This window comes from Gordonia metallireducens, from assembly GCF_021245825.1.
GTDB classification, from domain to species: domain Bacteria; phylum Actinomycetota; class Actinomycetes; order Mycobacteriales; family Mycobacteriaceae; genus Gordonia; species Gordonia namibiensis.
Genome location: NZ_JAJQJP010000044.1, coordinates 1 through 23,979, shown reverse-complemented (window position 1 = coordinate 23,979; position 23,979 = coordinate 1). Strand labels below are relative to the sequence as shown.

Sequence of the window (23,979 nt, the reverse complement as noted above, 5' to 3'; positions counted from 1 at the left end):
AGGTCAGCGCTGGGCGACCTGGGTCGGCACGATCGGGGCCGGCAGATCCGACGCACCGGTGAGGTACGCGTCGGCGGCCGCGGCGGCCGAACGACCCTCGGCGATCGCCCAGACGATCAGCGACTGGCCACGACCGGCGTCACCGGCGACGAACACGCCCGGCTGGCCGACTGCGGCGAAGTTGTTGTCGCGCTTGACGTTGCCGCGGGCGTCGTAGTCGACACCCATCTTGTCGAGGAGATCCTCGCGCTCCGGGCCGACGAAGCCCATCGCCAGCAGGACCAGATCGGCCTCGAGCTCGAAGTCCGAGCCCTCGACCTTCTCGAAGCGTCCGTCACGCATGACGACCTCGTGGGCCTTCAGGCCGGTGACCTTGCCGTTCTCACCGAGGAACTGCTCGGTGTTGACCGAGAAGACGCGCTCGCCGCCCTCTTCGTGCGCCGACGACACGCGGTACATCAGCGGGTAGGTCGGCCACGGGGTCGACTCGGCCCGCTCGATCGGCGGCTTCGGCATGATCTCGAACTGGTGGACGATCTCGGCGCCCTGACGCAGCGAGGTGCCCAGGCAGTCGGCGCCGGTGTCGCCACCGCCGATGATGATGACCTTCTTGCCCTTGGCCGTGATCTGGCCCTCGACGGTGTCGCCGAGCTGAACCCGGTTGGCCTGGGGCAGGAACTCCATCGCCTGGTGGATGCCGTCGAGCTCGCGGCCCGGGATCGGCAGGTCGCGACCGATGGTCGAACCGTTGGCGAGGATGACCGCGTCGAAGTCGGCACGCAGCTGCTCGACGGTGATGTCGACGCCCACGTTGACGCCGGTGCGGAAGACGGTGCCCTCGGCCTCCATCTGCGCCAGACGGCGGTCGATGTGGCGCTTCTCCATCTTGAACTCGGGGATGCCGTAGCGCAGCAGACCGCCGATGCGGTCGGCCCGCTCGAACAGCGTCACGTCGTGTCCGGCACGCGTGAGCTGCTGTGCGGCAGCGAGTCCGGCCGGGCCCGAGCCGACGACGGCCACCGACTTGCCGGTCTTCTCCGACGGCAGGACCGGGGTGACCCAGCCGTTGTCGAAGGCGTTGTCGATGATCTCGACCTCGACCTGCTTGATGGTCACCGGCGGCTGGTTGATGCCGAGCACGCACGACGCCTCACAGGGTGCCGGGCACAGGCGACCGGTGAACTCCGGGAAGTTGTTGGTCGCGTGCAGACGCTCGATGCCGTCGCGCCACTGGTCCTTGTAGACCAGGTCGTTCCACTCGGGGATCAGGTTCCCCAGCGGGCAACCGTTGTGGCAGAACGGGATACCGCAGTCCATGCAGCGGCTCGCCTGCGTCTTCAGGTGATCCTTGTCGAAGTCGGTGTAGACCTCTTTCCAGTCGAGCAGTCGCAGCTCGACCGGACGACGGTCGGGCAGCTCCCGCTCGGGGTGCTTGAGGAATCCTCTGGGGTCAGCCACGTGCGGCCTCCATGATCGCTTCGTTCACGTCTCGCCCGGTCTTCTCCGCTTCGGAGATGGCCAGCAGCACGCGCTTGTAGTCCCGCGGCATGACCTTGGCGAACTTGGTCTGGGCAGTGTCCCAATCGGCGAGCAGCGCTGCGGCGACCGGGGATTCGGTCTCGGCGCGGTGTTCGTCGATGATGGCGGCGAGGAACTCGATGTCCTCGGCCTCGAGCGGCTCGAGGTCGACGAGCTCGGTGTTGAGGTTGTCGGCCAGCTTGGCGTCCGGGTCGTAGACGAACGCCATACCGCCCGACATACCCGCCGCGAAGTTGCGGCCGGTCTCGCCGAGCACCACGACGCGTCCACCGGTCATGTACTCACAGCCGTGGTCGCCCACACCCTCGACGACCGCTGTCGCACCCGAGTTACGGACGCAGAAGCGCTCGCCGACGATGCCGCGCAGGAAGATCTTGCCCGCGGTGGCACCGAAGCCGATCACGTTGCCGGCGATGATGTTGTCCTCGGCGACGAAGTCGGCCGGCGCGTTGCGCGCCGGACGGACCACCAGGCGGCCGCCCGAGAGGCCCTTGCCGACGAAGTCGTTGGCGTCGCCCTCGAGGCGCAGCGTGATGCCCTTGGGGACGAAGGCACCGAAGCTGTTGCCCGCGGAACCGGTGAAGTCGACGATGATCGTGCCGTCCGGCAGACCCTGTGCACCATAGGTCTTGGTGACCTCGTGGCCCAGCATGGTGCCGACGGTGCGGTTCACGTTGGTGATCTTCGACGTGAACGACACGCGGGTGCCGTGGTCGATCGCGTCGCGGCTCTGCGCGATGAGCTGCTGGTCGAGCGCCTTCTCCAGCGAATGATCCTGGACGCCTGAGCAGTACAGGTCCTGGTTCATGAACGGCGATTCCGGCATGGTCAGGATCGACGTCAGGTCGAGCTTGCCCGCCTTCTCCGACTTCCAGTGCGCCAGCGCCTTGGTGGTGTCGAGGGCCTCGACGTGACCCACGGCCTCCTGGAGGGTACGGAAGCCGAGGCGTGCCAGCAGCTCCCGGACCTCTTCGGCGATGAACAGGAAGAAGTTCTCGACGAACTCCGGCTTGCCGGCGAAACGCTCACGCAGAAGTGGGTTCTGGGTGGCGATGCCGACCGGGCAGGTGTCGAGGTGGCAGACGCGCATCATGACGCAGCCCGAGACGACGAGCGGTGCGGTCGCGAAACCGAACTCCTCGCCACCGAGCAGCGCGGCGATCACGACGTCGCGGCCGGTCTTCATCTGACCGTCGACCTGGACCACGATGCGGTCGCGAAGACCGTTGAGCAGCAGGGTCTGCTGGGTCTCGGCGAGACCGATCTCCCACGGCGCACCGGCGTGCTTGAGCGACGTCAGCGGCGACGCACCGGTACCACCGTCGTGACCCGAGATGAGCACGACGTCCGCGTGTGCCTTCGACACACCGGCGGCGACGGTGCCCACGCCGACCTCGCTGACGAGCTTCACGTGGATGCGCGCCTTGGGGTTGGCGTTCTTCAGGTCGTGGATCAGCTGGGCGAGATCCTCGATCGAGTAGATGTCGTGGTGCGGCGGCGGCGAGATGAGGCCGACGCCGGGCGTCGAACCACGGACCTCGGCGACCCACGGGTACACCTTGTGCGGCGGGAGCTGGCCGCCCTCACCGGGCTTGGCGCCCTGCGCCATCTTGATCTGGATGTCGGTGCAGTTCGACAGGTAGTGCGAGGTGACGCCGAAACGTCCCGACGCGACCTGCTTGATCGCACTGCGGCGCCAGTCGCCGTTCTCGTCGTGATGGAAACGACGCGGATCCTCGCCGCCCTCACCGGAGTTCGAGCGACCGCCGAGACGGTTCATGGCGATGGCCAGGGTCTCGTGGGCCTCGGCCGAGATCGAGCCGAAGCTCATCGCGCCGGTCGAGAACCGCTTGACGATCTCGCTGGCCGGCTCGACCTTCTCGATCGGGATCGGATCGCGGTCACCGAAGTTGAAGTCGAAGAGGCCGCGCAGCGTGCCCAGACGGGTCGACTGGTCGTCGACCATCTTCGTGTACTCCTTGAACACCCCGTACTGGCCGGTGCGCGTGGAGTGCTGCAGCTTGAACACCGTGTCCGGGTTGAACAGGTGGTACTCGCCCTCACGGCGCCACTGGTACTCACCGCCGACCTCGAGCTCGCGGTGCGCGCGCTCCGAGGGCCGGTCGCTGAACGCCAGTGCGTGGCGGGCGGCGACGTCGGCGGCGATCTCGTCGAGACCGATGCCGTCGAGCTGGCTGATGAGTCCGGTGAAGAACTCGTCGACCGTCGCCTGCGATAGGCCGATGACCTGGAAGAGCTGTGCGCCGGTGTACGAGGCGATGGTCGAGATGCCCATCTTGCTCATCACCTTGAGCACGCCCTTGCTCGCGGCCTTGATGTAGTTCTTCTTCGCGGTGGCGAAGTCGACGTCGCCGAGCACGCCGCGCTCGACCATGTCCTCGATGGACTCGAAGGCCATGTACGGGTTGACCGCTGCCGCACCGAAGCCGATGAGCGTGGCCACGTGGTGGACCTCGCGGCAGTCACCGGACTCGACGATGAGGCCGGCGCGGGTGCGCTTGCGCTCGCGCACCAGGTGGTGGTGCACCGCGGCGGTCAGCAGCAGCGACGGGATCGGCGCGAGGTTCTCGTCGGACTCGCGGTCGGACAGCACGATCAGGTTGGCGCCGTCCTCGATGGCGGCGCTGGCCTTCGCGCGGATCTCGTCGAGTGCCTTGCGGAGCCCGGCACCACCCTCGGCCACCGGGTAGAGGCCGTGGATGTGGACGCTGCGGAAGTCCGGCAGCGACTCGTTGTCGTTGATCTGCACCAGCTTCGCCAGTGTGTCGTTGTCGATGACCGGCTGCGGCAGCTCGATCTGGCGGCACGACACGGGGCTCGGGTTGAGCAGGTCGGCCTCGGAGCCGATGGTCGAACCGACGCTGGTGACGACCTCCTCGCGGATGGCGTCGAGCGGCGGGTTGGTGACCTGCGCGAACATCTGCTGGAAGTAGTCGAACAGCATGCGCGGGCGCTTGGACAGCACGGCGATGGGCGTGTCGGTGCCCATCGAACCGAGTGCCTCGGCGCCGGTCTTGGCCATCGGCGCGACGAGGAGGTTCAGCTCCTCGCTGGTGTAACCGAAGACCTGCTGGCGCAAGGTGACCCGGTCGTGCGGCATGTGCACGTGCGGCTGCGCCTCGATGTCGTCGACGGCGACCATGCCCTTGTCGAGCCACTCCGCGTACGGGTGCTCGGCGGCCAGCTCGTCCTTGATCTCCTCGTCGTCGACGATGCGACCGGCGGCGGTGTCGACGAGGAACATACGGCCGGGCTGCAGACGCATCTTCTGCACGACGTCGGCGTGGTCGATGTCGAGGACGCCGACCTCGGAGGCCATCACGACGAGGCCGTCCTTGGTGACCCAGATGCGGCTGGGGCGCAGACCGTTTCGGTCGAGCACGGCGCCGACGACGGTGCCGTCGGTGAAGCACACCGACGCCGGGCCGTCCCACGGCTCCATGAGCGCCGAGTGGTAGCGGTAGAACGCGCGGTGCTCGGGCTTCATCGACTCGTGACGCTCCCAGGCCTCCGGGATCATCATCAGGACCGCGTGCGGCAGGCTGCGGCCGCCGAGGTGAAGCAGCTCGAGCACCTCGTCGAAACGAGCGGTGTCGGAGGCACCCGGGGTGCAGATCGGGAAGATCTTCGACGCGGCGTCGGCACCGAAGGCCTCGGTGTCGATGAGCGACTCGCGGGCCCGCATCCAGTTCTCGTTGCCGGTGACGGTGTTGATCTCACCGTTGTGGGCGACGCGGCGGAACGGGTGTGCGAGCGGCCACGACGGGAAGGTGTTGGTGGAGAAGCGCGAGTGGACGAGGCCCAGCGAGCTCTCGACGCGCGAATCCTGCAGGTCGACGTAGAACTCCCGCAGCTGCGGGGTCGTCAGCATGCCCTTGTAGACGAAGGTGCGGCCGGACAGGGACGGGAAGTAGACGGTCTCGCGGCCGGGGCCGTCGGCGCCGGCACCCTTGTTGCCGAGCTCGTACTGCACGCGCTTGCGCACGACGTACGCGCGGCGCTCGAGCTCCATGCCCTCGGCGCCGCCGATGAAGACCTGACGGAACGTGGGCATCGCGTCGCGGGCGAGCGCACCGAGCGAGTTCTCGTTGGTGGGCACCTCGCGCCAGCCGAGCAGGGTCAGCCCCTCGGACTCGATGACCTTCTCGACGCCCTCGCAGGCGAGGCGAGCGTCTTCGGAGCCCTGTGGGAGGAAGGCGATACCGGTCGCGTAGCTGCCCTCGGCGGGAAGCTCGAAGTCAACCGTCTCCCGCAGGAAGCGGTCGGGAACCTGGATCATGATCCCGGCACCGTCACCGGTGTTCGGTTCGGCACCCGCGGCACCGCGGTGCTCGAGGTTGACCAGGGCCATGATCGCCTTGTCGACGATGTCGCGACTGCGTCGTCCGTGCATGTCTACGACGAACGCCACGCCGCACGAATCGTGCTCGTTGCGTGGGTCGTAGAGACCGACCGGTCCCGGAGCCTGCTTCATATTCGCCTCACTTTGCGTGCGAAGGGGTGCACGCACTAACCGTCGTCAATGTTTGGGGGCCACCCCCGCCTGTCTCACCGGCTCCGTTGCCGGCCTGATCGCCTAGCGGACCTCGCTGTCCCCCACAGCTTCGTCTTCTGCCGCCCCTGGGGGCTGACCCGGGGCAGAGCGGACAATCACATGGCGGTGGGCCCCGTCAGCGCCGTTGCTGACGGATTCCTCCGGGCCGCATCGTCGGGGCCCGAACACCCTGCTCATCTCGGCTTTGAGCGCAGCACTTCAGAGGGCGCCCGCGGGCTGCCGCATGAGCATTGTGTGTCATTTTTCCACGTGGGGTGCCCACTATCGAAATCCGGCTACCACAACGACCGCCCTACTGCACGTCAGAGGAGAAATCGGCGTGTACCGACATCACCGCGAGGCACCTGCCGTGTGAGCCGCCTGCCCCGTACGTAACGACACGGAACCATCGTGGCAGCCACTCGGTCGCGGCCGGGTCGCGGTCCGGTGACACCCCCCGCGATTGCCGCGCTTCGGACACCCGGCGCCGATACCGTCGGGTGATGAGCGTCACCTCAGTGCCGGGCGGTGCCCCGTCCCCGTCCACGTACGACGAGAACCCCTTCGGCCACCTCGGTGTGGACCCGCACGGTTCCCGTCGGTCACGTGCCGTCAACGCCTACCTCGCCCGCGTGACCTGGCCGATGATGCTCGCCGCGCGGCGCAGCCATCCGCGGGTGACGGCGCAGATGATCCAGCGGGCCCGCCCCGGGCTCAACCTGACCATCGAACGGCTCAGCCCGCCGCCGTCGGGAACGAGGGTCGGGCCTGTTCGCGAGACGTTCCGCGGAGGCCAGATCCGCGGTGAATGGGTGACGGGGCGTCGTGCCGCGGAGCCGCGGCCGGGCACCCGGGTCATCTACTACCTCCACGGCAGCGGGTATGTGGTGTGTTCTCCACGGACACACCGCGGGCTCGTTGCGCGGCTGGGCAACCTGACGGAACTGTCGGCGTTCAGCCTCGACTACCGGCTCGGTCCCGAACATCCGTGGCCCTGTGCGGGAAACGATGCGATCCGGGGTTACCGATGGCTTCTCGCGCAGGGTTATCGGGCCGAGGACATCGTGATCGCCGGCGACTCCGCGGGCGGACACCTCGCGCTCGACATCCTCGCCGTCAACCACGCGACCCGCACGCCGCAGCCCGGTTCGATGGTGCTCTTCTCCCCGCTCTACGACCCGACTTTCGATCTGGCGGTGGACAATCAGCGCAGCGGAGTCCACGACCCGATCATCAACGCGGTCACCGCGCGCAAGATCCTCCGTCTCTACACGCGGACCGCCGATCCCGACCACCCGCGCATGCGCATCCGGCTGACCCCGGAGATGACGCTCCCCAAGACCCTCATCCAATACGGGGCGCTCGAGGTCATGGGTGCCGATGCCCGGGCCACCCACGCCGAGATCGTCGGTGCCGGTGGCGTTTCGGTGATCCAGGCGTGGCCCGACCAGGGCCACGTCTTCCAGTTGATGCCGCGGTTGTCCTCCGAGGCCCGCCAGGCCGTGGAGACCGCCGCCCGGTTCATCACGGTGACGGCACCCACCCGCACCGACACCGCGAGCTGAGGCGCCGAGCCCGGAAACGACACAACGGCCGGTGACGACATTGGGAGATCGTCACCGGCCGTGCCGTGTCCATCCGGACGAGGACCCACGAGGATCGCCTCCACCACCGGGGATGGTGGACACGGTATGGAGTGATCCTCGACCCGTCGGCGTGATGGACACGCCCGGCGGCGCCGTCGCGCTACGTGGGGGGCATCGCGCGCGGCGGCGCCGTCCGGGGCGCCTGGAAGGTCAGTCCGTGAACGCCATTCGCGCGCAAGCCGTGTCGAGGTCGATGACGTCGGCGTACTTGGCGTCGAGGTCGAACAGATTGGCGTCGTGCACCGCGGGGTTGCGATCGCCACAGGCATCGGCGACGACCTTCGGGATGAACCCGTGCTGCATGGCATCGGTGGCACTCGCACGCACACACCCCGAGGTCGAGACGCCGGCGACGAACACCGAGTCGACTCCGTTGGCGACCAGTGTTGACGCGACCGATGTGCCGAAGAACGCCGAAGCGTACTGCTTGACCACGACGACCTCACCCGCTTGCGGACGCAGCGGCTCGACGAACTCACCCAGACCGTCCGGATGACCGGCCTCGAGGACACCCAGCGCGGGTACCTTGCGGACGAAGACACCGCCGTCGGCCAGACCGGGCGTGTACTCCACCCGGGTGTGGACGATCAGGATGCCGGCGCGGCGAGCGGCCTCCAGGAGCGTGGCGCACCGGTCGACGACCTTTGGATCGGGAAGGCAGAACGGCGATCCCGGCCGGAAGTACGCCTCGATCATGTCGATCATCAGCAACGCGGGCCGGGAACCCCAGCCCAGTGCGCCGCCGAATCCCGCCTTCGCGTAGTCGGCGGCGATGCCGTCCGAGTCGGTGACCGTGTTCCCGGGATCGCTCACGCGACCACCTCCACCTTCTGTTCGCACGCCTCCAGCAGGGCCTGCTCGCTCAGTTCGGTCCGCGGCAGTTCCGCCACGACCTCTCCATGGTGCAGGACGAGGACGCGGTGGCAGATCGCCGCGAGTTGCTCGTGATCACCGGAGAACACCAGGACCGACGCACCGTCGGCGGCGAGGTCGGCGACCCGGTCCAGCAGCTGACGTGACGCGCCGGCGTCGACGCCCTGGGTGGGCTCGTCGAGCAGGAGCACGGTCGGATCGAGGTGCAGCCACTTGGACAACACGATCTTCTGCTGGTTGCCACCGCTGAACTGGCGGATCGGCCAATGTGGTTGCGCCGGAACGGCACCGGACTCCTCGACGAGATCGACCGCGGTGGACCGCTCCTTGCGCCAGTTGGTCGCGACACCGAACTTGGTGAACGAGCCCAGGCTCGGCAGCGTGACGTTCTCGGCGGCCGAGGCGTCGAGCCAGACCCCGTCGCGATGACGGTTGCCCGGAACCAACGCCAGGCCGGCGGCGATGGCGGCCCGGGGTCGGTTCGGTTCGACGGTGGTGCCGTCGACGGTGACCGTGCCACCGGTGCGCGGCAGCTTGCCGGCCAGGACCAGCGGCAGTTCTTCGTGACCCATTCCGGCCAGGCCGGTGAACCCGACGATCTCGCCTTTCTCGACGGTGACCGAGAGATCCTTGACCACACCGCCACTCACGTTCTCCAACACGAGTTGCGCAGGTGTGGCGCCGGTGCGCTCCGGCGGATCCGGGTAGTAGTCCGTCAGCCGCCGACCGAGGATGTCGGCGACCAGGTCCGAGCGGGTGAGTCCCGCGGTGGACCGCGTGAGAACCCGCTTGCCGTCCCGCAACACGGTGACCGAGTCGCAGTCGTCGAGCACCTCGCTGAGCCGGTGGCTGACGAAGATCACGCTCGATCCCAGTTCGGCGACGCTGCGCATCATGGAGGTGACCTGGGCCGCCTCGCTGTGCGACAGCGACGCCGTCGGCTCGTCGAGGATGAACAGGTGACCTTCGTGCCCGTCACCGAGCGCGCGGACCGCTCGGACCAGACCGACGAGCGCACGCTGCGCCGGGCTGAGGTCGGCGACCAAGGTGTTCAGCGGCAGCTCGATGCCGAGACGTTCGGCGATCTCGCGGCAGGCCTTGGCCTCCTGGCGATCACGCACCCAGCCGAAGCCACGGGTGCCGTAACCGGTTGCGACGCCGATGTTCTCGAGCACCGTCATCTCCGGGGCGAGACCCAGGTCCTGATGGATGACGGCGATACCGTGCTCGGCCGGGTTGCGCACCGGCAGGTCGAGCTCGCGACCGAACAGACGCACCCGACCGCTGTCCGGCCGGTAATAGCCGGCCAGGCACTTGATCATCGTCGACTTGCCACTGCCGTTCTGTCCGCACAGGGCGTGTACCTCGCCGCGCTTCACCTCCCAGTCGAGCGGGTGCAGCGCGTAGTTGCCGTCGAACTGCTTCGAGAGACCCTCGATCTGCAGTGCGGGACCCGCGGTACCGCCCCCTCCCCGACCCGGGAGGGTGGCGGCCGCCGACTCCGGCGTCATCACGCGGCTCCGCGACGCTTGCCGACGAGCTTGGCGAGGGCGACGGCGATCATCAGTGCCAGACCGTTGAACAGCGGGCTGACCCACGATGCCGCACCGGCCAACTGGAGGCCGGTGATGCCGACGACCAGGAGGTAGACCGCGACGAGGGTGCCGATCGCGTTGAAGCGGCCGACGGTGATCGCGGTGGCACCGAGGAACGTCGCGGCGAACGGGGCCAGGAGGTACTGGCTGCCGATGCCGGGATCGATCGCGCCGAGGTTGCCCACCAGGATGATCCCGATGAGGGCGCCGGCCACACCCGAGACCACGTAGGTGATCGTGCGGATACGTGCCACCGAGATACCCGCCAGCAGAGCGGCATCGCGGTTGCCGCCGATGAACAGCATGTAGCGGCCCATCGGGGTGCGCTGGTACACGAACCACAGCACGGCGACGAGCAGCCAGCCGTACCAGGTGGTCATCGGCAGGCCCAGCAGCTTCGCCCGCGAGAGCTCCACGTAGAAGTCCGGGACGCCGGTGACGATCTTGGAACCCGTGATGGCGTACCCGATGCCCGAGAGGGCGGTGAACATACCGAGGGTCGTAATGAACGAGTCCACCCCGACCTTCACGACCAGAAGGGCGTTGATCAGGCCGACGATGAGCCCGACCGCCAGGGCAGCCGGGATCACCGCGGCCGGCGAGTACCCGTTGGTCGACATGACCGCGACCACACACGCACTGGTGACCATGACGCCCGGGATGGCGAGGTCGAAGTCACCGGTCCGCAGAGCCAGGGTCGCGGCCAGCGCGAGGAGCAGGATGATCGCCTGCGAGTTGACCATCGCCGAGACGATGCCCGTGGACCGGAACTCGGGCAGGAAGACGGCGCACAGCGCGAACGCGAGCACCAGGAGTCCAACCAGCGCATAGCGTTCCACGAACGAGGTGCTCTGGCGGGCTTTCGTGGAGCCGGCCACCGACTCGGTCGGTGACTTCTGGATCGCCGGTGGGCGTGAGGGGGGCGCCGCAACGGTGCCGAGGTCATTGCTCATGATGTCTCCGTGTGTGTGCCGCGGGCATGCTCAGCCCGCGCGCCGATCAGTTCTTGGACCAGGCCTCTTTGAAAGACTTCTGGAAATCCTTGTAGTTGGGGTTGACCTCGGCGTTCGACCCGCCGATGTTGGTCTCGTCCACCAGACGGGTGGGGATGACGATGCCCGAGGGCTGGGCGCCGGTGACCGAGCGCACCGCGTTGTCGACCATCACCCAGCCGAGCCACGCCTCCGGCGGGGCTGCCATGGTGACGTCCTGGCCTTTGCCCGAACGGATCGAGTCGAGGCTGGTGGCGATGCCGTCGCGGCCGAGAATCTTGGCGTCGGGGTTGGTCATGGCGACGGTCGGCTCGACGAAGGTGACGCCCGAGTCCCAGTTGGTCATCACGTAGGTGGTGTCCGGGTTGCGCTTCATCGCCGTCTCGACCTTCTGCGGCAGGTCGGTCGCGGCGTTGGCCAGGTCGATCTCCTGGATGTCCAGCGAGCAGTCGTCCGGGCAGTTCTCGCGGTAGACCTTCTCGGCTCCGTTGGCCATGTTCTGGTAGATCTCGATGGCGGTCGGCTGCGCGAAGAACGTCGACGCCGAGCAATTGGAGTCGACCAGCGTCCATGCGGCGAGGGAGGCGCCGTCGGCGGTGTAGTCGGCGCTCACGTTCGCGAAGACTCCGTTGGCCAGCGGAGCCGATGCGTCACCCGATAGGGCGTTGATGACCGGGATGCCCGCGCGCGCAGCGTCGTTGAGCGAACCGGACAGCATGGCCGGCTCGATGCCCAGCAGGACGATCGCGTCGGCCTTCTGTGCGATGGCCTGCGCCATGCCCTCGTTGAACTTGTTCGTCTGGCCCTGGCCGTCGTACACGGTGGCCTTGACGCCGGCGGCGGCCGCGGCCTCGTTGAAGCCCTCGGCGGCAGCGGAGGTGAACTGGTTGGTGACAACCATGATCATCCAGATGTTCTTGCCCTTGGCGGCGGCGAGATCGAGCGGAGCCTCGGGCACGATCAGCGGGGTGGCCTCGCGGGCCTTGTCGACGATGGCGCCGGCGGCCTGGGTGCAGGCGTTGCTGACCTTCTCACCGGAGGCGCTCGAGCCGTTGTCGGCGGTTGCGCTGGTACAGCCCGCGAGCAGGGCGCCGGCGGCGACCGTCGTGAGCATCCAGGATGCTGTCTTCTTCATCGGTTCTCCTCGAAAAATGTTGTGCAGAGTGCGGTTCGGGGCTGCCGGGATCAGTGCTCGCGCAGCAGGGTGCCGAACCCGTGAATCTGGTCGGTGACGCCGTTGGAACGCAGTGCGTGCCACCAGGTGGCCGCGTTGATGGCGATGACCGGCTTGCCCAGCCAGCGCTCGGCCTCGTCGGCGAGGCCGACCATGGACAGGTTGGTGCCGACCTGGACGATGGCGTCGACGTCGGGGCCGTTGACCTCCAGGATCGCCTGCCGCAGTTCGTCTTCGCTGACCCGGGCGATGTCCACCGCGGAGGGGCAGCGCAGTCCCTTGAGGTTGACCACGTCGTAACCGGCCTCGGAGAGGAAGAGACGCACGTTCTCGTCGGCGATCGGCTGGTACGGGGTGACCACGCCGAGGCGCTTGGCACCGAAGAGGTCGAGCCCGCGGCGCACGGCGTCGGCACCGGTGGCGACCTTCAGGCCGGAGAAGCTCTCGAGCTGTTCGGTGAACTGCCGGTTGCCTTCGACACCGCCCCAGAAGGTCTCGGCGGACATTCCCATCACGAGGTAGTCGGGGTCGCAGGTCAGCACGCGCTCGCATGCGGCATTGATCTCGGCGCGAATCTGCTCGAGCAGACCCTCGAAGTCCTCGTTGCTGGTCAGGGTTTGGTCGCGGATGTGGATGCGGCCGACGTGAGGCGTCACGCCGGGCACCGTCATCCGGTAGTAGTCCGGCTCGACGACCGTGTTCGTAGAGGGGGCGAGCACGCCAAAGACGTTGCGGTAGCCAAGAACGTCAACCATGGATCTCCTTCGGGGGAAACTGCACACAATCCGGGGTTCTCGGGGTCATTTGTGTACATGGGGGTCGTGGCAGATCACTGCTTCGCGTCAAACCATATGGCAGGACCACGGGCAAAGAGTAGCCCAGATCGCGTCGATTAACAGGGTATTTACCAACGAGTTGGGCCCAGATTCGGCGTCGGAGAGCCCTAAAACGCTGTTTAGCAGCGTTAAGAGAACTTGGACGGTTGTATACATGTCCATTGCGAACACGGCTGTGGGCGGTCATACTGAGCGAGCAGCCCAACGAGGAACATCCGGCTGCGCCCCCGAGCCGGGAAACAACCGGTGGGGCAAGCAGACAGAGGAGTAGCCATGGCCAGTCAACGAACCGTCCTCACGCTGGACGACGCCGAGACCGTGATCGCGGCGGCGCGTGCGAAGGCAGCCGAGATCTCGGTGCCGATGGCGCTCGTCGTCGTCGATCACGCCGGACAGCAGATCGCCTCGCAGCGGATGGACGACAGCCCACTGATGGGGCTGAGCATGGCCGGCGGAAAGGCCTACACCGCAGTCGGTATGGGCCAACCGACCTCCATGTGGGAAGAGGCGGGCTCCGCCAACGCCTCGTTCGCCGGATCGATCACCAGCGTCCCGGGATTCACCCCCTTCGGCGGCGGCGTCCCGCTGCACATCGACGGTGTGCTGGTCGGTGCTCTCGGCGTCAGCGGCGGATCGACGGAGCAGGACGTCACGGTGGCCGACGCAGGCGCCACCGCCCTCGGTCGCTGACGCGGCCCCCAGAACTTCAGTGTCAAACATCAACGGAAAGAGGAACTCTGACATGGGTACTTTCGACGGGCAGATCGCCTTCATCACCGGTGGCGCACGCGGCCAGGGCCGCTCGCACGCCGTCCACCTCGCCAGCCTGGGCGCCGACATCGTCATCGTCGACTCCGTCAAGGACAACGTGACGACCCCCTACGGGATGGCCACGCAGGCCGACCTGGACGAGACCGTCCGCCTCATCGAGGCAGAGGGCCGCAAGGCGTACGCACGCGTCGTCGACGTCCGTGACCTGGACGGTCTCATCGCCTTCGCCGACGAGGTCGTCGAGCGTTTCGGCAAGATCGACATCCTCCTGGCCAACGCCGGCATCATGACCGCCGTCCCGATCGCCGAGATGAGCGGCGAGGTGTGGGCCGAGACCGTCGACATCAACCTGACCGGCGTCTTCAACTCGTTCCGCGCCGTTCTGCCCCACATGGTCAAGGCCGGCTACGGACGCGTCGTCGCCACCTCGTCGGGCGGCGGCCACATCGGCTTCAACAACCTGGCCCACTACTGCGCCGCCAAGTGGGGCGTCATCGGTCTGGTCAAGTCGGCAGCCCTCGAGGTCGCCCAGAGCGGCGTCACCGTCAACGCCGTCACCCCGACCAACGTCAACACCGACATGATCCGCAACGACGCGTGCGAGGCACTCTTCCTGCCGGGCATCGAGAACCCGACCCAGGAGCAGATCGAAGAGGCCTACGTCATCAACCCGATGGGTGTCCCGTGGATCGAGCCCATCGACGTCTCGCGCACCATCGCCTTCCTCGTCTCCCCCGAGTCGAAGTTCATCACCGGTGAGACCATCGGCCCCCTGGCCGGGTCGGGTGCCACCAACGGCGCTGCCTGACATCTCCTTTCACGCACAGAGCCCCTCGAGCGATCCGCTCGAGGGGCTCTGTCGTATACGGACCGGACGTGTTGTCTCGCAACCGGAGCGCCCACCGGATACGTTGCGCGCCTGGTGGATCTGACTTCTCGCCCCGCAGACACGACGACGCCCCGGCGGGTGGCCGGGGCGTCGTCGTCGGGTGCTGCTGCCGCCGGAAGGGGGGCGGCAGTGGTCAGTTCGCGGGCTGACGCTTCGCGCGCTCGGCGAGCTCGGCGTCGGTGTACCAGGTCTTGCGCGGCGGGGACTTGATCTCGAGCTGGATCGAGTCCTCGAGGGCCTCGCTCATGTGCGGCACGCCGCGCGGGTGCAGCCAGACGTCGCCGGCCTCGGCGATGAACTCCTCATCGCCGATGACGACGCGCATCTTGCCGCGCAGCAGGTAGCCGATCGACTCGTGATCGTCGTGCTGGTGGGTGGGATCGATCATTCCCTTGCCCTTGAACGCCTCGACGAAGATCATCTCCTCGCCGACCATCAGCGCACGGACGGTCAGCTCGCCGTCCTCGACGGTGTCCTCGATCAGGCTCACCGGATCGGCCGGGATGTCCGAGTTCTTGGTGAACAGGCGCCCGCTGGGCTTGATCATCCGGTCTTCTGGGTCAATCGCCATGTCTATCTCCTTGCGTCAGTGGTTCAGTGGTTCAGTGGTTCAGTGGTTCAGGGGAAGTCGGGTCCGGATGGTCAGGACCACATCCACAGGTCGGCGCCCTTGGTTCCGAGGAAGGAGCCGATGGACACGCGTCCCTCGCCTTCCGTGGCGCCGGCAGCGATCTTGTGGGGGTTGCGGGGGTTGAACAGCACCACTTCACCGACCTTGGGTGCGAAGGTGAAGCTCTCGATCGACTCGTCGGTCTCCACCGAGCCGTCGGGGAGGCCGCGTGCGGGGTCCTCACCTTCGGCGGGCACCCACGGCTTGTTGTAGACGGTGGTCTCGCCGCCCACGGACGGGCACTGCGTGTAGAGGTTCCAGGTGATCTGGTCCTCGATGCCCCCGATGGCCCAGTCCGGGGAGTTGTACGGTGCGTAGTCGGCGTGCAGGTGGACGCCGTTGGACGCGATGCGGACGACCACCGGGCAGTAGTCCCCGTAGTCGGGCTCGGAGGGGACGAGGACGTCACCCGGGTGGTGCGCGCCGATCAGGTCGCGGAAGCGCTGGGGAACGTCGAACGACTGCTTGTACAGCTTCTCCTGCGCCGCAACGGCTTCGGGGACCGCATCGAAGAACTCCTGCTTGCGCCCACCGTCCTGGCGGTACTCGTACATGACCAGGCCGAGGTAGTGGGTCGGGGTGGCGACGCTGTACGACTTCAGGTCGGGTGAGTCGTACACCGCCTTGGTGAAGGCGGCGCACTCCTCGGCATCGGCGAAGTTCTCGATGCGGATGGCGGGGATCTCGTTGCGGATCAGGGCCGCGAGCGACTCGGGGCTCAGCTCGGCGGCAGTGCTCTGCTTCCATGCAGACATTGGACGTTCCTTTCTAGCGCTCTATTGCATACTTTCGTCCGCAGACAGGTCCGGGAACGGCGCAGATCCTTAGCATTGCATACAACTGCCGGTCCGTGGTTGCTTCTGCGTTACGTCTTGTCCCGGATTGTCAGATGACGCCCGACGTCCGGAGTTCGTCGATGTCGGAGGGGGTCCGAGAGAGGACGTCGCCGAGGACCTCGGCGGTGTGCTCACCGAGCTCCGGTCCCAGCCAGCGGATCGTGCCCGGCGTCGACGACAGCTTCGGGGCCACGTTCTGGACCGGGAAGTCGCCGAAGACCTTGTGCTGCAGCGTGACGATGGCCTCACGTGCGGCGAAGTGCGGATCTGAGAGCATGTCCTTGGCCTGGTAGATCCGGCCGGCCGGCACGCCCTTGTCCTCCAGCAGGGCCAGGAGATCGTCGGACTGCTGGCGGCGGGTCCACTCGGCGATGTAGTCGTCGAGTTCGACCTGGTTCGCACCGCGTTCAGCATGGTTGACGTACCGCGGGTCGTCGGCGAGTTCCGGCTCGCCCATCGCCTCCGCGAGGCGGCGGAACACGGTGTCCTGGTTCGCCGCGATCAAGATGCTCGAGTCGTCGGCGGTGGGATAGACGTTGCTGGGTGCGACATTCGGCAGGATCGAGCCGGTGCGCTCCCGCTGGTAACCGGTCAGCTGGTACTCCGGCACGGTCGATTCCATCAGGGACAGGACTGCCTCGTAGATGGCCGAGTCGACGATCTGGCCACGACCGGTCCGGCGCACCCCGTGGAGTGCGGTCAGTGCACCGATGGTCGCGAAGACGGCTGCGAGCGAGTCGCCGATGGAGATGCCGGTCCGGCTCGGAAGGCTGTCGGGATCGCCGGTGATGTAACGCAATCCACCCATCGCCTCGCCGATCGAACCGTAACCGGCCCGCGGCGCATACGGCCCCGTCTGGCCGTAACCGGTAACCCGCACCATGATCAGCTTCGGGTTGAGGGCACTGAGCTCCTCGTAGCTCAGACCCCACCGCTCCAGCGTGCCCGGACGGAAGTTCTCGATGAGGATGTCGGCGGTCGCGATCAGGCCGCGGGCGATCTGCTGGCCTTCCGGGGTCCGCAGGTTGCAGGTGACCGACTTCTTGTTGCGGCCGACGACCGGCCACCAGAGTGACTGTCCCTGAGCGCTTTTGCGGCCCCACTGACGCATCGGGTCACCGCGGCCCGGATCCTCCAGCTTGATGACCTCGGCGCCGAAATCGGCGAGCAGCTGGCCGCAGAACGGTCCGGCCAGGAGCTGGCCCATCTCGACGACGCGCAGATCGGACAGCGGTCCGACCTGGTCGTGCTCGGGGGCGGTGTGGATCGTGTCGTTGCTCATCTCGTACTTCCTGTTCGTTGGGAGCCCGATGCGGCCGGGCCGGATGGATGCAGGCGTCATCGCCGCCTCGCACAGGGATTTGCGCGGGCGCTCTGGATGAAGAAGGGGGTACCGGGCCGTCGACGGGCCCGTTGTTCACAAGCGGTATGTGTTCTGTCGGAGTCGGTTTCGGATGTTGTTCGTTCGGTCCGTGTTGTCGATGGGTCTGTTACGTCGGTGGGGCGTCAGGCGAGGATGGCGCCGATTCCGTCACGGGTGTTGTCTGCACCGATGGTCGGGTTGCTCATCGCCCCCAGCATCGCGGTGCGGGCGTTGTGCAAGTGGCAGCGCATGACCGCCTCCACCCAGTCGGAGTTGCCGGCCCGAACCGCCGCGACGATCTCGAAATGGTGAGAAAGGCTGCGGGACAGGCTGTCTTCGGTGAAGTGCTGGTAGTTGCGGGTCGCCAGCGAGATGTGCCGGACCGACGTCAGGGTCGCCTCGAGCTGCAGGCTCTCGGCCTTCTCGATCAACGTCGCATGGAACTTGCGGTTCAACCGGGCGATCTCGCTGAAGTCACGATCTCCACCGGGGCGGCCGTGCTCGTGCATACGAACGGCGAGTTCTTCGAGTTCGTCGATCTCGTCGTCGTTCAGCCGGCCCACCGCTTTACCGGTGGCAACCGGTTCGAGAAGCAGACGGAGATCGAAGATCTCGTTCAGCCGGGCCTCCGACCAGGTCGCCACGCGGGCACCCTTGTTCGGGGACATCTCGACCAGACCTTCGACGGCCAATCGCGACAGCGCTTCTCGCACCGGCGTACGACTGACCTCGAGGATCTCGGCCAGTTCGACCTCGGCGAGCCGATCACCCGGTTTCCATCGACCTTCGAGGATCTTCGCGCGGAGGAGATCCGTGGCGCGCTGTGATGCCTGAGACACTCTTACCTCCTAGATTGCATACATGTTAGCCCGGTGACAGTCGGCCTACAACCGAAAACTCGTTAATTACTGGAACTTCTTACGTAATGGACACATGACGTCCGTCCACTTGCATACATTCTGCGGCTGGGGGAACATCCGGGCATGGCAAACAACACGGCGTCCGAGCAGCCGGACACAGTCATGCCCCACACCCCGTCCTCCGTAACCTCCTCGTCGATCACCCCCGAGTCGGTCACCATCGTCGAGGTATCGCCCCGCGACGGCCTGCAGAACGAGGCGACGCTCCTGCCGACCGAGACCAAACTCGAACTCATCGATCATCTGGTGGCAGCGGGCCTCCGTCGAATCGAGGCGACGAGTTTCGTCCATCCCAAGCGGGTCCCGCAGATGGCCGATGCCGAAGCGGTCTCCGCCGCCCTGCCGCGCGGCGAGGTCTCCTGGATCGGATTGGTTCTGAACGAGCGCGGACTCGATCGCGCCATCGCGGCCGGTCTCGACGAGGTCAACATCGTGGTCGTCGCGTCGGACACCTTCAGCCGACGCAACCAGGGAACCAGCACCGACGAGGGCGTTGACCTGTGGAACCGTCTCGCCAAGCGGGCGTCGGATGCCGGCCTGAAGACGACGGTGACCATCGCCGCGGCCTTCGGTTGCCCGTTCGAGGGCGAGGTCCCCGTCGAGCGGGTGGCCGACCTCCTCCGGCGATGCAGCGATGCGCAACCCGATGAGATCGCCCTGGCCGACACGATCGGTGTCGGAGTTCCCGCACAGGTCGTCGCACTCGCCGACGCAGCCCGCCGGGAAGCCCCCGGGATGCCGCTGCGCTGGCACTTCCACAACACACGGAACACCGGCTACGCCAACGCCCTCACCGCGCTGCAACTCGGGGCATCGGCCCTCGATGCGAGCCTCGGCGGTATCGGCGGTTGCCCGTTCGCCCCGGCCGCGACGGGCAACATCGCCACCGAGGACCTCTGGTACCTCCTCGACCGCAGCGGATGCGACACCGGCGTCGACCCGTCCGTACTCCTCGACGGCACACGCCGGCTCGGCGAGATGCTCGGGACGACGGTGCCGGGTCAGCTGTCCCGCGCGGGCCTGTTTCCCCCGGCCGAACTCCCGTCCGCCTGATCCGATCCCGGTCCGAGAAAGAGGAGCAACAATGGCACGAGGCCTCTACATCGCCTTCACTCATCCACGCGACGATGCCGTCGAGGACGAGTTCAACGAGTGGTACACCACGCATCACCTCCCGGAGATCCTTGCGACGGAGGGCGTCACGAGCGCGGTGCGATACAAGTCGGCCGATCCCGAGGCCACCCACCGGTACATGGCGGCCTACACGCTCGATGGTGATCTCCCCGAGATCGTCGCCCGGATCCACGCCGACGCAGGCAACCGGACGCCGACCACCGCCTCGCGCACCGACCCGGGGTCGGAGTTCCGTCTGTTCGAGTTCATCGAGGAGCAGCACGCCGAGTAGGGCCCCGAAACCCGTGTAACCGGGTGAAACGCGTTGTATGCACCGTATTCTGGGGCGATGGAAACCCTCGTGACCGCGGTCGTCGTCGACGATCACCCGTTCTTCCGAGACGGGGTGTCGCGGGGTCTCACGCAGAGCGGCCGGGTACGGGTGGTCGGCGAGGCCGCTGACGGGGCCGCCGGCCTCGAACTCATCCGGCGCGAGAACCCCGACGTCGCCGTCGTCGACCATCAGATGCCGGGGATGACCGACGTGGAACTGGCCCACGCGGTCACCCGCGACAAGCTGCCGACGCGTGTCCTCCTGCTGTCCGCGGTCACCGAGGGACCCATCGTCTTCCGGGCGCTGCAGGAGGGCGCCGCCGGCTACCTGTCGAAGGATGCCGACCGCGACGAGATCGTCGGCGCGGTGACCAGGGTCGCGAAAGGCGAGACCGTGGTACCCCCGGCGCTCGCGGCCGGCCTCGCCGGGGAGATTAGAGCCCAGACCCAGCGGGACGCACCGGCTCTCAGTGAACGCGAGCGGCAGGTCCTCGCCGGTTTCGCACGCGGGCAGTCGATTCCGCAGGTCGCCGCCGAGTTGTACATCGGGGCCGCGACCGTGAAGACCCACACCCAGCGTCTCTACGAGAAGCTCGGGGTCTCCGACCGTGCCGCCGCAGTGGCCGAGGCGATGCGTCGTGGCCTTCTCGAGTAACCGGCACGTGATGCGCAACTCCGACGTCGAGATCGCCGGTCTGACGGTCTATCTCGGATTCGGCGAGTTCGCCGACGAGCCGCGCATCCACCGAATCCTCGTCGACCACGCGATCCGCGGAATCCGGATCCAGGTTCTCCTGCGACTCTTCCTGGCACTCTTCGTGCTCCTGACGGTCTGTCTGGATCCTCCCGACCATGCGGCCGTGTTCAGCGTCGTCACCGCCGTTCTCTATGCGGCGTGGTGTGTCGCCGGAGCCGTCGTGGCCCGGAGCCACCAGTTCTGGATGGTCCGCTACTCGTGGATCGCGTTGCCGATCGACCTTCTGCTGCTGACGATCCTGGCCGTCGTCGCCGGTATGTCCAACGAGGTCAGTTGGACCACCGACGCGCTGATCGCCGGCTTCGCCCTGGTCCCGATGATCGCGGCCATCTCGCTGCAGCCGCGCCTGTGCGCGATGGTCGTGGCGTCGACCGTGGTGGTCTATGCGGTCGCCAACATCCTCGCCCGGGACTCGAACGGCGAACCGTGGTCGATCATCGTGCTGCGCATCCTCGTGGTCGCGGCTCTCGCGGTCGGAGCGGTCCTGTTGTCCCGACTCCAACGATCCCGGGTGACGACCATCGGATCGCTTGCCGCCGAACGCGCCCGGCTCCTCGACGCGACGATGGAGATCGAGGAGCGCGAACGGCGCGACCTCGCCGACAACCTCCACGACGGCGCACTCCAATATGTGCTCGCCGCACGGCAAGAGCTCGCGACACTGCGGGGTTCGGCCGATGCCGTGACCCTGGACCGGGTCGACGGCGCCCTGCGCGACTCGGCTCGGTTGCTCCGCTCGACGCTGAGCGAATTACACCCCGCGGTCCTCGAGCAGGCCGGACTCGCCGTCGCGCTGACCGACCTCGCGTCGTCGTACGGCAGCCGAGCCGGTGCACCGTCGATCTCGGTGGACACCGCCGCCTGGCCGACCGAGCTCCGCACCACCGCCGACTCGCTGCTGTTCGCCGCGGCACGCGAACTCCTCACCAACGTGGTCAAGCACGCCGACGCCGACACCGCGGAGGTCACGGTCGAGTTCGACGACGGGGTCGCGCGGCTGGTCGTCGTCGACGACGGTGTCGGACTCCCCGACGAGATCGAGGTCGAGGAACTGATGCGGCGCCGCCAGGCCGCCGGCCACATCGGCCTGGCCTCGCGGCGAGTACGCGTCGAGGGGATCGGCGGTGCGTTCTCCCTGCGGAACCGCCCCAGCGGCGGGACCGCCGTCGTGGTCGAGGTGCCCGCGCGCGAGGTCTGACCCCGCCCCGCTGAAAAGCGCCCCCAGAATCCGCCCTGTGCAGCGGCTCCGCTGACGTGGTGTCGTCGGCCGGGCTGTAGAGGGTGCCTTTCGGGGGCGGATCCCAGGGGCGGTTTTCGACGCAGGTCCCCGCCAGTGTCCACCGATCGGTGGATGCAGCAATCCACCGGTGGATCACCCGGTCGGCGGAATCCGGGCGGGGTGTTCTCGGAGGAAAGTCATTGGTGTCACCGGGACAGCCCGGAACAACCACACACAGCAAACCCCACCAGAGACTCGGAGAACCCCATGAAGATCGCGTCCCGCATCGCAGCCGGAACCCTCGGACTCGCCGCAGCCGCCGGCATCGCACTCGGTGCCACCGGCGCAGCCCACGCCGGCACCATGCCGATCACCCGCCCGGGAGAGCCGACGGTCGCGATGACGATCACCAACCACACCGACAAGCCCGAGTACCTGATCGGCAGCAACGCCGACGGCGGCCAGTGGGTCAACGCACCGAAGCAGGTCCTCAACCCCGGTGCCACCGAAACCATCACAGCCGTCGCCCCGTTCAACAATCACCTCGACGTCAACGCGATGTACCGCATCGGCCTCTTCGGCCCCACCGCCAACTACCAGCTCACCAACCACAAGTTCAACGTGAACACCGACATGAGCGGTATCTGGGGCCCCCGGTCGCAGCAGTACTGGATGAACAACCACATCGACACCGGCTTCCCACAAGCCAATGTCGGATTCGACCAGTGGTGAGTGGAGGACGCCTGCTGATCACTGGAAACACCACAGGCCCCGCGACCGAAATGGTCGCGGGGCCTGCGGTGGTTTCGACGAGCTCAACCAGCGAGCGGGATAGCGCTCAACCCGCGAGCGGAATGACGCTCAACCAGCGAGCGGGATAGCGCTCAACCCGAGAGCGGAATGACGCTCAACCAGCGAACGGGATAACGCTCAACCAGCGAGTGGGAGAATGCTCGGCCGGCGGGAGAAAACGCTCAGCAAGCGAAGAACCGCTGGGGATGAGCTCGGCTCAACGCATCACGGGAAGAGATTCTCCAGCGAACCGAAGCCACCGGCGTCATCCGTGGCCTTGAAGTTCGTGGTGCAGCCGTTGAACGAGACGTTGTCGACATTCACGGTCCCGGTGTTGCCCGCGGGCTGGCTCGAGATGCCGTAGTGGTTGACGACGGCCTTTTCACCAGCGGCTTCGATGATCTTGTCCAGGGTCGCGTTCGAGAACTTGGGGATACCGGGGAGGTCCCTGGTCGCATACCACTGGTTCGAGCCGGCCGGGTCAGCCTGCACCTTGCCCTCCGGGGCGGTCCACACCAACGTCGCGAAACCGTCCTCGGACCCGGTCTCCGCACCGGTCACGCGGATCTGCCAGTTCGCCTGGCCCTCGGACTTGTGGAATGTCAGCGGCTGTTTCGCCACGTCAGCGAGGGGCAACTGACCGGCGGAGTGGTAGGACGCCTGACGAGGCGTAGTCGCGGTGGTCTCAAACCGCAGTGAACCGTCCTCGTCGTTGACGTTGACGTTGACGTCGGAATACTTGCCGGCCTGGCCCTGCTCATCCGAGAAGGTATTTCCCCAACCGGCGGGGTTGCCCGGCGTCGAGACCTTTGCGCAATTGTTCTCGTCCACCGGTGCGGCAATTGCCCCGGCAGGTGCGATGAGTCCCGCGACTCCGAGAGCCGCACCGACAGTGGTTGCACGAATGAGATTACGTTTCATGCGTTTTCCCGACCTCCATTTATTTCGATTTATGGACATCGGCGAATGTAACAAAAGAAAACAGGGGCTACCACCCCCTTTGAGGAACACATCACACAATTGAAATTGGTGAATCGGCGATCGAACAACATCGATACGCGACAACCCGGACAGAGCGCCCGACCCTCACTTTGTTCTTATGTGGG

General features: G+C 66.9%; 20 protein-coding genes. 8 read left to right on the top strand and 12 right to left on the bottom strand.

Features of this window, described 5'->3' with window-relative positions:
- Window positions 1–3: 3 nt before the first annotated feature.
- Together LQD00_RS17215 and gltB are read right to left on the bottom strand one after the other, a co-directional pair.
- The gene (locus LQD00_RS17215; RefSeq protein WP_232718344.1) at window positions 4–1,458 is read right to left on the bottom strand and encodes a glutamate synthase subunit beta; all 1,455 of its coding nucleotides are present in this window, start codon (window positions 1,456–1,458) and stop codon (window positions 4–6) included.
- Window positions 1,451–6,034, bottom strand: coding sequence for a glutamate synthase large subunit (gene gltB / locus LQD00_RS17210; protein WP_232718343.1), 4,584 nt, complete (start codon window positions 6,032–6,034; stop codon window positions 1,451–1,453). Before gltB ends, LQD00_RS17215 begins: the two co-directional genes overlap by 8 nt.
- A gap of 563 nt (window positions 6,035–6,597) precedes the next feature.
- Here gltB and LQD00_RS17205 point away from each other — a divergent pair.
- Window positions 6,598–7,659 (top strand): alpha/beta hydrolase, encoded by a 1,062-nt coding sequence (locus LQD00_RS17205; RefSeq protein ID WP_232718342.1) that lies wholly within the window; start codon window positions 6,598–6,600, stop codon window positions 7,657–7,659.
- Window positions 7,660–7,890: 231 nt separating this feature from the next.
- Here LQD00_RS17205 and LQD00_RS17200 read toward each other — a convergent pair whose 3' ends face one another.
- Genes LQD00_RS17200 through LQD00_RS17180 form a run of 5 tightly spaced genes read right to left on the bottom strand, consistent with a single transcriptional unit; the run spans window position 7,891 to window position 13,129 of the window.
- Window positions 7,891–8,553, bottom strand: a complete 663-nt coding sequence (locus tag LQD00_RS17200) for an isochorismatase family protein (protein WP_232718341.1) — start codon at window positions 8,551–8,553, stop codon at window positions 7,891–7,893.
- Entirely contained in the window at window positions 8,550–10,124 is a 1,575-nt protein-coding gene (locus tag LQD00_RS17195; protein ID WP_232718340.1) for a sugar ABC transporter ATP-binding protein, read from the bottom strand. Before LQD00_RS17195 ends, LQD00_RS17200 begins: the two co-directional genes overlap by 4 nt.
- Complete coding sequence (locus LQD00_RS17190; protein ID WP_006868010.1) at window positions 10,124–11,161, bottom strand: ABC transporter permease; 1,038 nt, start codon at window positions 11,159–11,161, stop codon at window positions 10,124–10,126. Before LQD00_RS17190 ends, LQD00_RS17195 begins: the two co-directional genes overlap by 1 nt.
- Window positions 11,162–11,207: 46 nt before the next feature.
- Window positions 11,208–12,335 (bottom strand): substrate-binding domain-containing protein, encoded by a 1,128-nt coding sequence (locus LQD00_RS17185; protein ID WP_269785140.1) that lies wholly within the window; start codon window positions 12,333–12,335, stop codon window positions 11,208–11,210.
- 50 nt (window positions 12,336–12,385) lie between these two features.
- Window positions 12,386–13,129 carry a maleate cis-trans isomerase family protein gene (locus LQD00_RS17180; RefSeq protein WP_006868008.1) on the bottom strand — a complete coding sequence of 248 codons (744 nt, stop codon included), beginning with the start codon at window positions 13,127–13,129 and terminating at the stop codon, window positions 12,386–12,388.
- A 354-nt stretch (window positions 13,130–13,483) separates the two neighbouring features.
- On the opposite strand from LQD00_RS17180, the gene LQD00_RS17175 reads away from it, so the two are divergent.
- Window positions 13,484–13,900, top strand: coding sequence for a GlcG/HbpS family heme-binding protein (locus tag LQD00_RS17175; protein ID WP_232718339.1), 417 nt, complete (start codon window positions 13,484–13,486; stop codon window positions 13,898–13,900).
- Between the two features lie 52 nt (window positions 13,901–13,952).
- Window positions 13,953–14,789 carry a mycofactocin-coupled SDR family oxidoreductase gene (locus LQD00_RS17170; RefSeq protein WP_232718338.1) on the top strand — a complete coding sequence of 279 codons (837 nt, stop codon included), beginning with the start codon at window positions 13,953–13,955 and terminating at the stop codon, window positions 14,787–14,789.
- 214 nt (window positions 14,790–15,003) lie between these two features.
- Here the strand turns inward: LQD00_RS17170 and LQD00_RS17165 are convergent, their stop codons facing one another.
- The 4 genes from LQD00_RS17165 to LQD00_RS17150 form a co-directional block, all read right to left on the bottom strand.
- Entirely contained in the window at window positions 15,004–15,441 is a 438-nt protein-coding gene (locus LQD00_RS17165; protein ID WP_005200781.1) for a cupin domain-containing protein, read from the bottom strand.
- A 71-nt stretch (window positions 15,442–15,512) separates the two neighbouring features.
- Window positions 15,513–16,295 carry a 2OG-Fe(II)-dependent halogenase WelO5 family protein gene (locus LQD00_RS17160; protein ID WP_232718337.1) on the bottom strand — a complete coding sequence of 261 codons (783 nt, stop codon included), beginning with the start codon at window positions 16,293–16,295 and terminating at the stop codon, window positions 15,513–15,515.
- A 130-nt stretch (window positions 16,296–16,425) separates the two neighbouring features.
- On the bottom strand, window positions 16,426–17,658 hold the full coding sequence (locus tag LQD00_RS17155) for a CaiB/BaiF CoA transferase family protein (protein ID WP_232718336.1): 1,233 nt from the start codon (window positions 17,656–17,658) through the stop codon (window positions 16,426–16,428).
- A 224-nt stretch (window positions 17,659–17,882) separates the two neighbouring features.
- The gene (locus LQD00_RS17150) at window positions 17,883–18,578 is read right to left on the bottom strand and encodes a GntR family transcriptional regulator (protein WP_006868002.1); all 696 of its coding nucleotides are present in this window, start codon (window positions 18,576–18,578) and stop codon (window positions 17,883–17,885) included.
- A 183-nt stretch (window positions 18,579–18,761) separates the two neighbouring features.
- Here LQD00_RS17150 and LQD00_RS17145 point away from each other — a divergent pair, with 183 nt between their 5' ends.
- From LQD00_RS17145 to LQD00_RS17125, 5 genes are all read left to right on the top strand, one after another.
- The gene (locus LQD00_RS17145; RefSeq protein WP_232718376.1) at window positions 18,762–19,712 is read left to right on the top strand and encodes a hydroxymethylglutaryl-CoA lyase; all 951 of its coding nucleotides are present in this window, start codon (window positions 18,762–18,764) and stop codon (window positions 19,710–19,712) included.
- Between the two features lie 31 nt (window positions 19,713–19,743).
- Window positions 19,744–20,064: a DUF4286 family protein gene (locus LQD00_RS17140; RefSeq protein ID WP_232718335.1), complete on the top strand. Its 321-nt coding sequence runs from the start codon at window positions 19,744–19,746 to the stop codon at window positions 20,062–20,064.
- A gap of 57 nt (window positions 20,065–20,121) precedes the next feature.
- On the top strand, window positions 20,122–20,760 hold the full coding sequence (locus LQD00_RS17135) for a response regulator (protein ID WP_232718334.1): 639 nt from the start codon (window positions 20,122–20,124) through the stop codon (window positions 20,758–20,760).
- Between the two features lie 10 nt (window positions 20,761–20,770).
- The gene (locus LQD00_RS17130; RefSeq protein ID WP_232718375.1) at window positions 20,771–22,060 is read left to right on the top strand and encodes a sensor histidine kinase; all 1,290 of its coding nucleotides are present in this window, start codon (window positions 20,771–20,773) and stop codon (window positions 22,058–22,060) included.
- Window positions 22,061–22,348: 288 nt separating this feature from the next.
- Window positions 22,349–22,813: a hypothetical protein gene (locus LQD00_RS17125; protein ID WP_232718333.1), complete on the top strand. Its 465-nt coding sequence runs from the start codon at window positions 22,349–22,351 to the stop codon at window positions 22,811–22,813.
- 285 nt (window positions 22,814–23,098) lie between these two features.
- Here LQD00_RS17125 and LQD00_RS17120 read toward each other — a convergent pair whose 3' ends face one another.
- Window positions 23,099–23,794: a hypothetical protein gene (locus tag LQD00_RS17120; RefSeq protein ID WP_232718332.1), complete on the bottom strand. Its 696-nt coding sequence runs from the start codon at window positions 23,792–23,794 to the stop codon at window positions 23,099–23,101.
- Between the last annotated feature and the right edge of the window lie 185 nt (window positions 23,795–23,979).

Coding starts and splice junctions, on each gene's coding strand:
- LQD00_RS17185 (WP_269785140.1), bottom strand. CDS start 12,335: ATGAAGAAGACAGCATCCTGGATGCTCACGACGGTCGCCGCCGGCGCC.
- LQD00_RS17145 (WP_232718376.1), top strand. CDS start 18,762: ATGCCCCACACCCCGTCCTCCGTAACCTCCTCGTCGATCACCCCCGAG.
- LQD00_RS17190 (WP_006868010.1), bottom strand. CDS start 11,161: ATGAGCAATGACCTCGGCACCGTTGCGGCGCCCCCCTCACGCCCACCG.
- LQD00_RS17130 (WP_232718375.1), top strand. CDS start 20,771: ATGCGCAACTCCGACGTCGAGATCGCCGGTCTGACGGTCTATCTCGGA.
- LQD00_RS17125 (WP_232718333.1), top strand. CDS start 22,349: ATGAAGATCGCGTCCCGCATCGCAGCCGGAACCCTCGGACTCGCCGCA.
- LQD00_RS17165 (WP_005200781.1), bottom strand. CDS start 15,441: ATGGCGATTGACCCAGAAGACCGGATGATCAAGCCCAGCGGGCGCCTG.
- LQD00_RS17205 (WP_232718342.1), top strand. CDS start 6,598: ATGAGCGTCACCTCAGTGCCGGGCGGTGCCCCGTCCCCGTCCACGTAC.
- LQD00_RS17170 (WP_232718338.1), top strand. CDS start 13,953: ATGGGTACTTTCGACGGGCAGATCGCCTTCATCACCGGTGGCGCACGC.
- LQD00_RS17180 (WP_006868008.1), bottom strand. CDS start 13,129: ATGGTTGACGTTCTTGGCTACCGCAACGTCTTTGGCGTGCTCGCCCCC.
- LQD00_RS17160 (WP_232718337.1), bottom strand. CDS start 16,295: ATGTCTGCATGGAAGCAGAGCACTGCCGCCGAGCTGAGCCCCGAGTCG.
- LQD00_RS17175 (WP_232718339.1), top strand. CDS start 13,484: ATGGCCAGTCAACGAACCGTCCTCACGCTGGACGACGCCGAGACCGTG.
- LQD00_RS17135 (WP_232718334.1), top strand. CDS start 20,122: ATGGAAACCCTCGTGACCGCGGTCGTCGTCGACGATCACCCGTTCTTC.
- LQD00_RS17120 (WP_232718332.1), bottom strand. CDS start 23,794: ATGAAACGTAATCTCATTCGTGCAACCACTGTCGGTGCGGCTCTCGGA.
- LQD00_RS17155 (WP_232718336.1), bottom strand. CDS start 17,658: ATGAGCAACGACACGATCCACACCGCCCCCGAGCACGACCAGGTCGGA.
- LQD00_RS17195 (WP_232718340.1), bottom strand. CDS start 10,124: ATGACGCCGGAGTCGGCGGCCGCCACCCTCCCGGGTCGGGGAGGGGGC.
- LQD00_RS17140 (WP_232718335.1), top strand. CDS start 19,744: ATGGCACGAGGCCTCTACATCGCCTTCACTCATCCACGCGACGATGCC.
- gltB (WP_232718343.1), bottom strand. CDS start 6,034: ATGAAGCAGGCTCCGGGACCGGTCGGTCTCTACGACCCACGCAACGAG.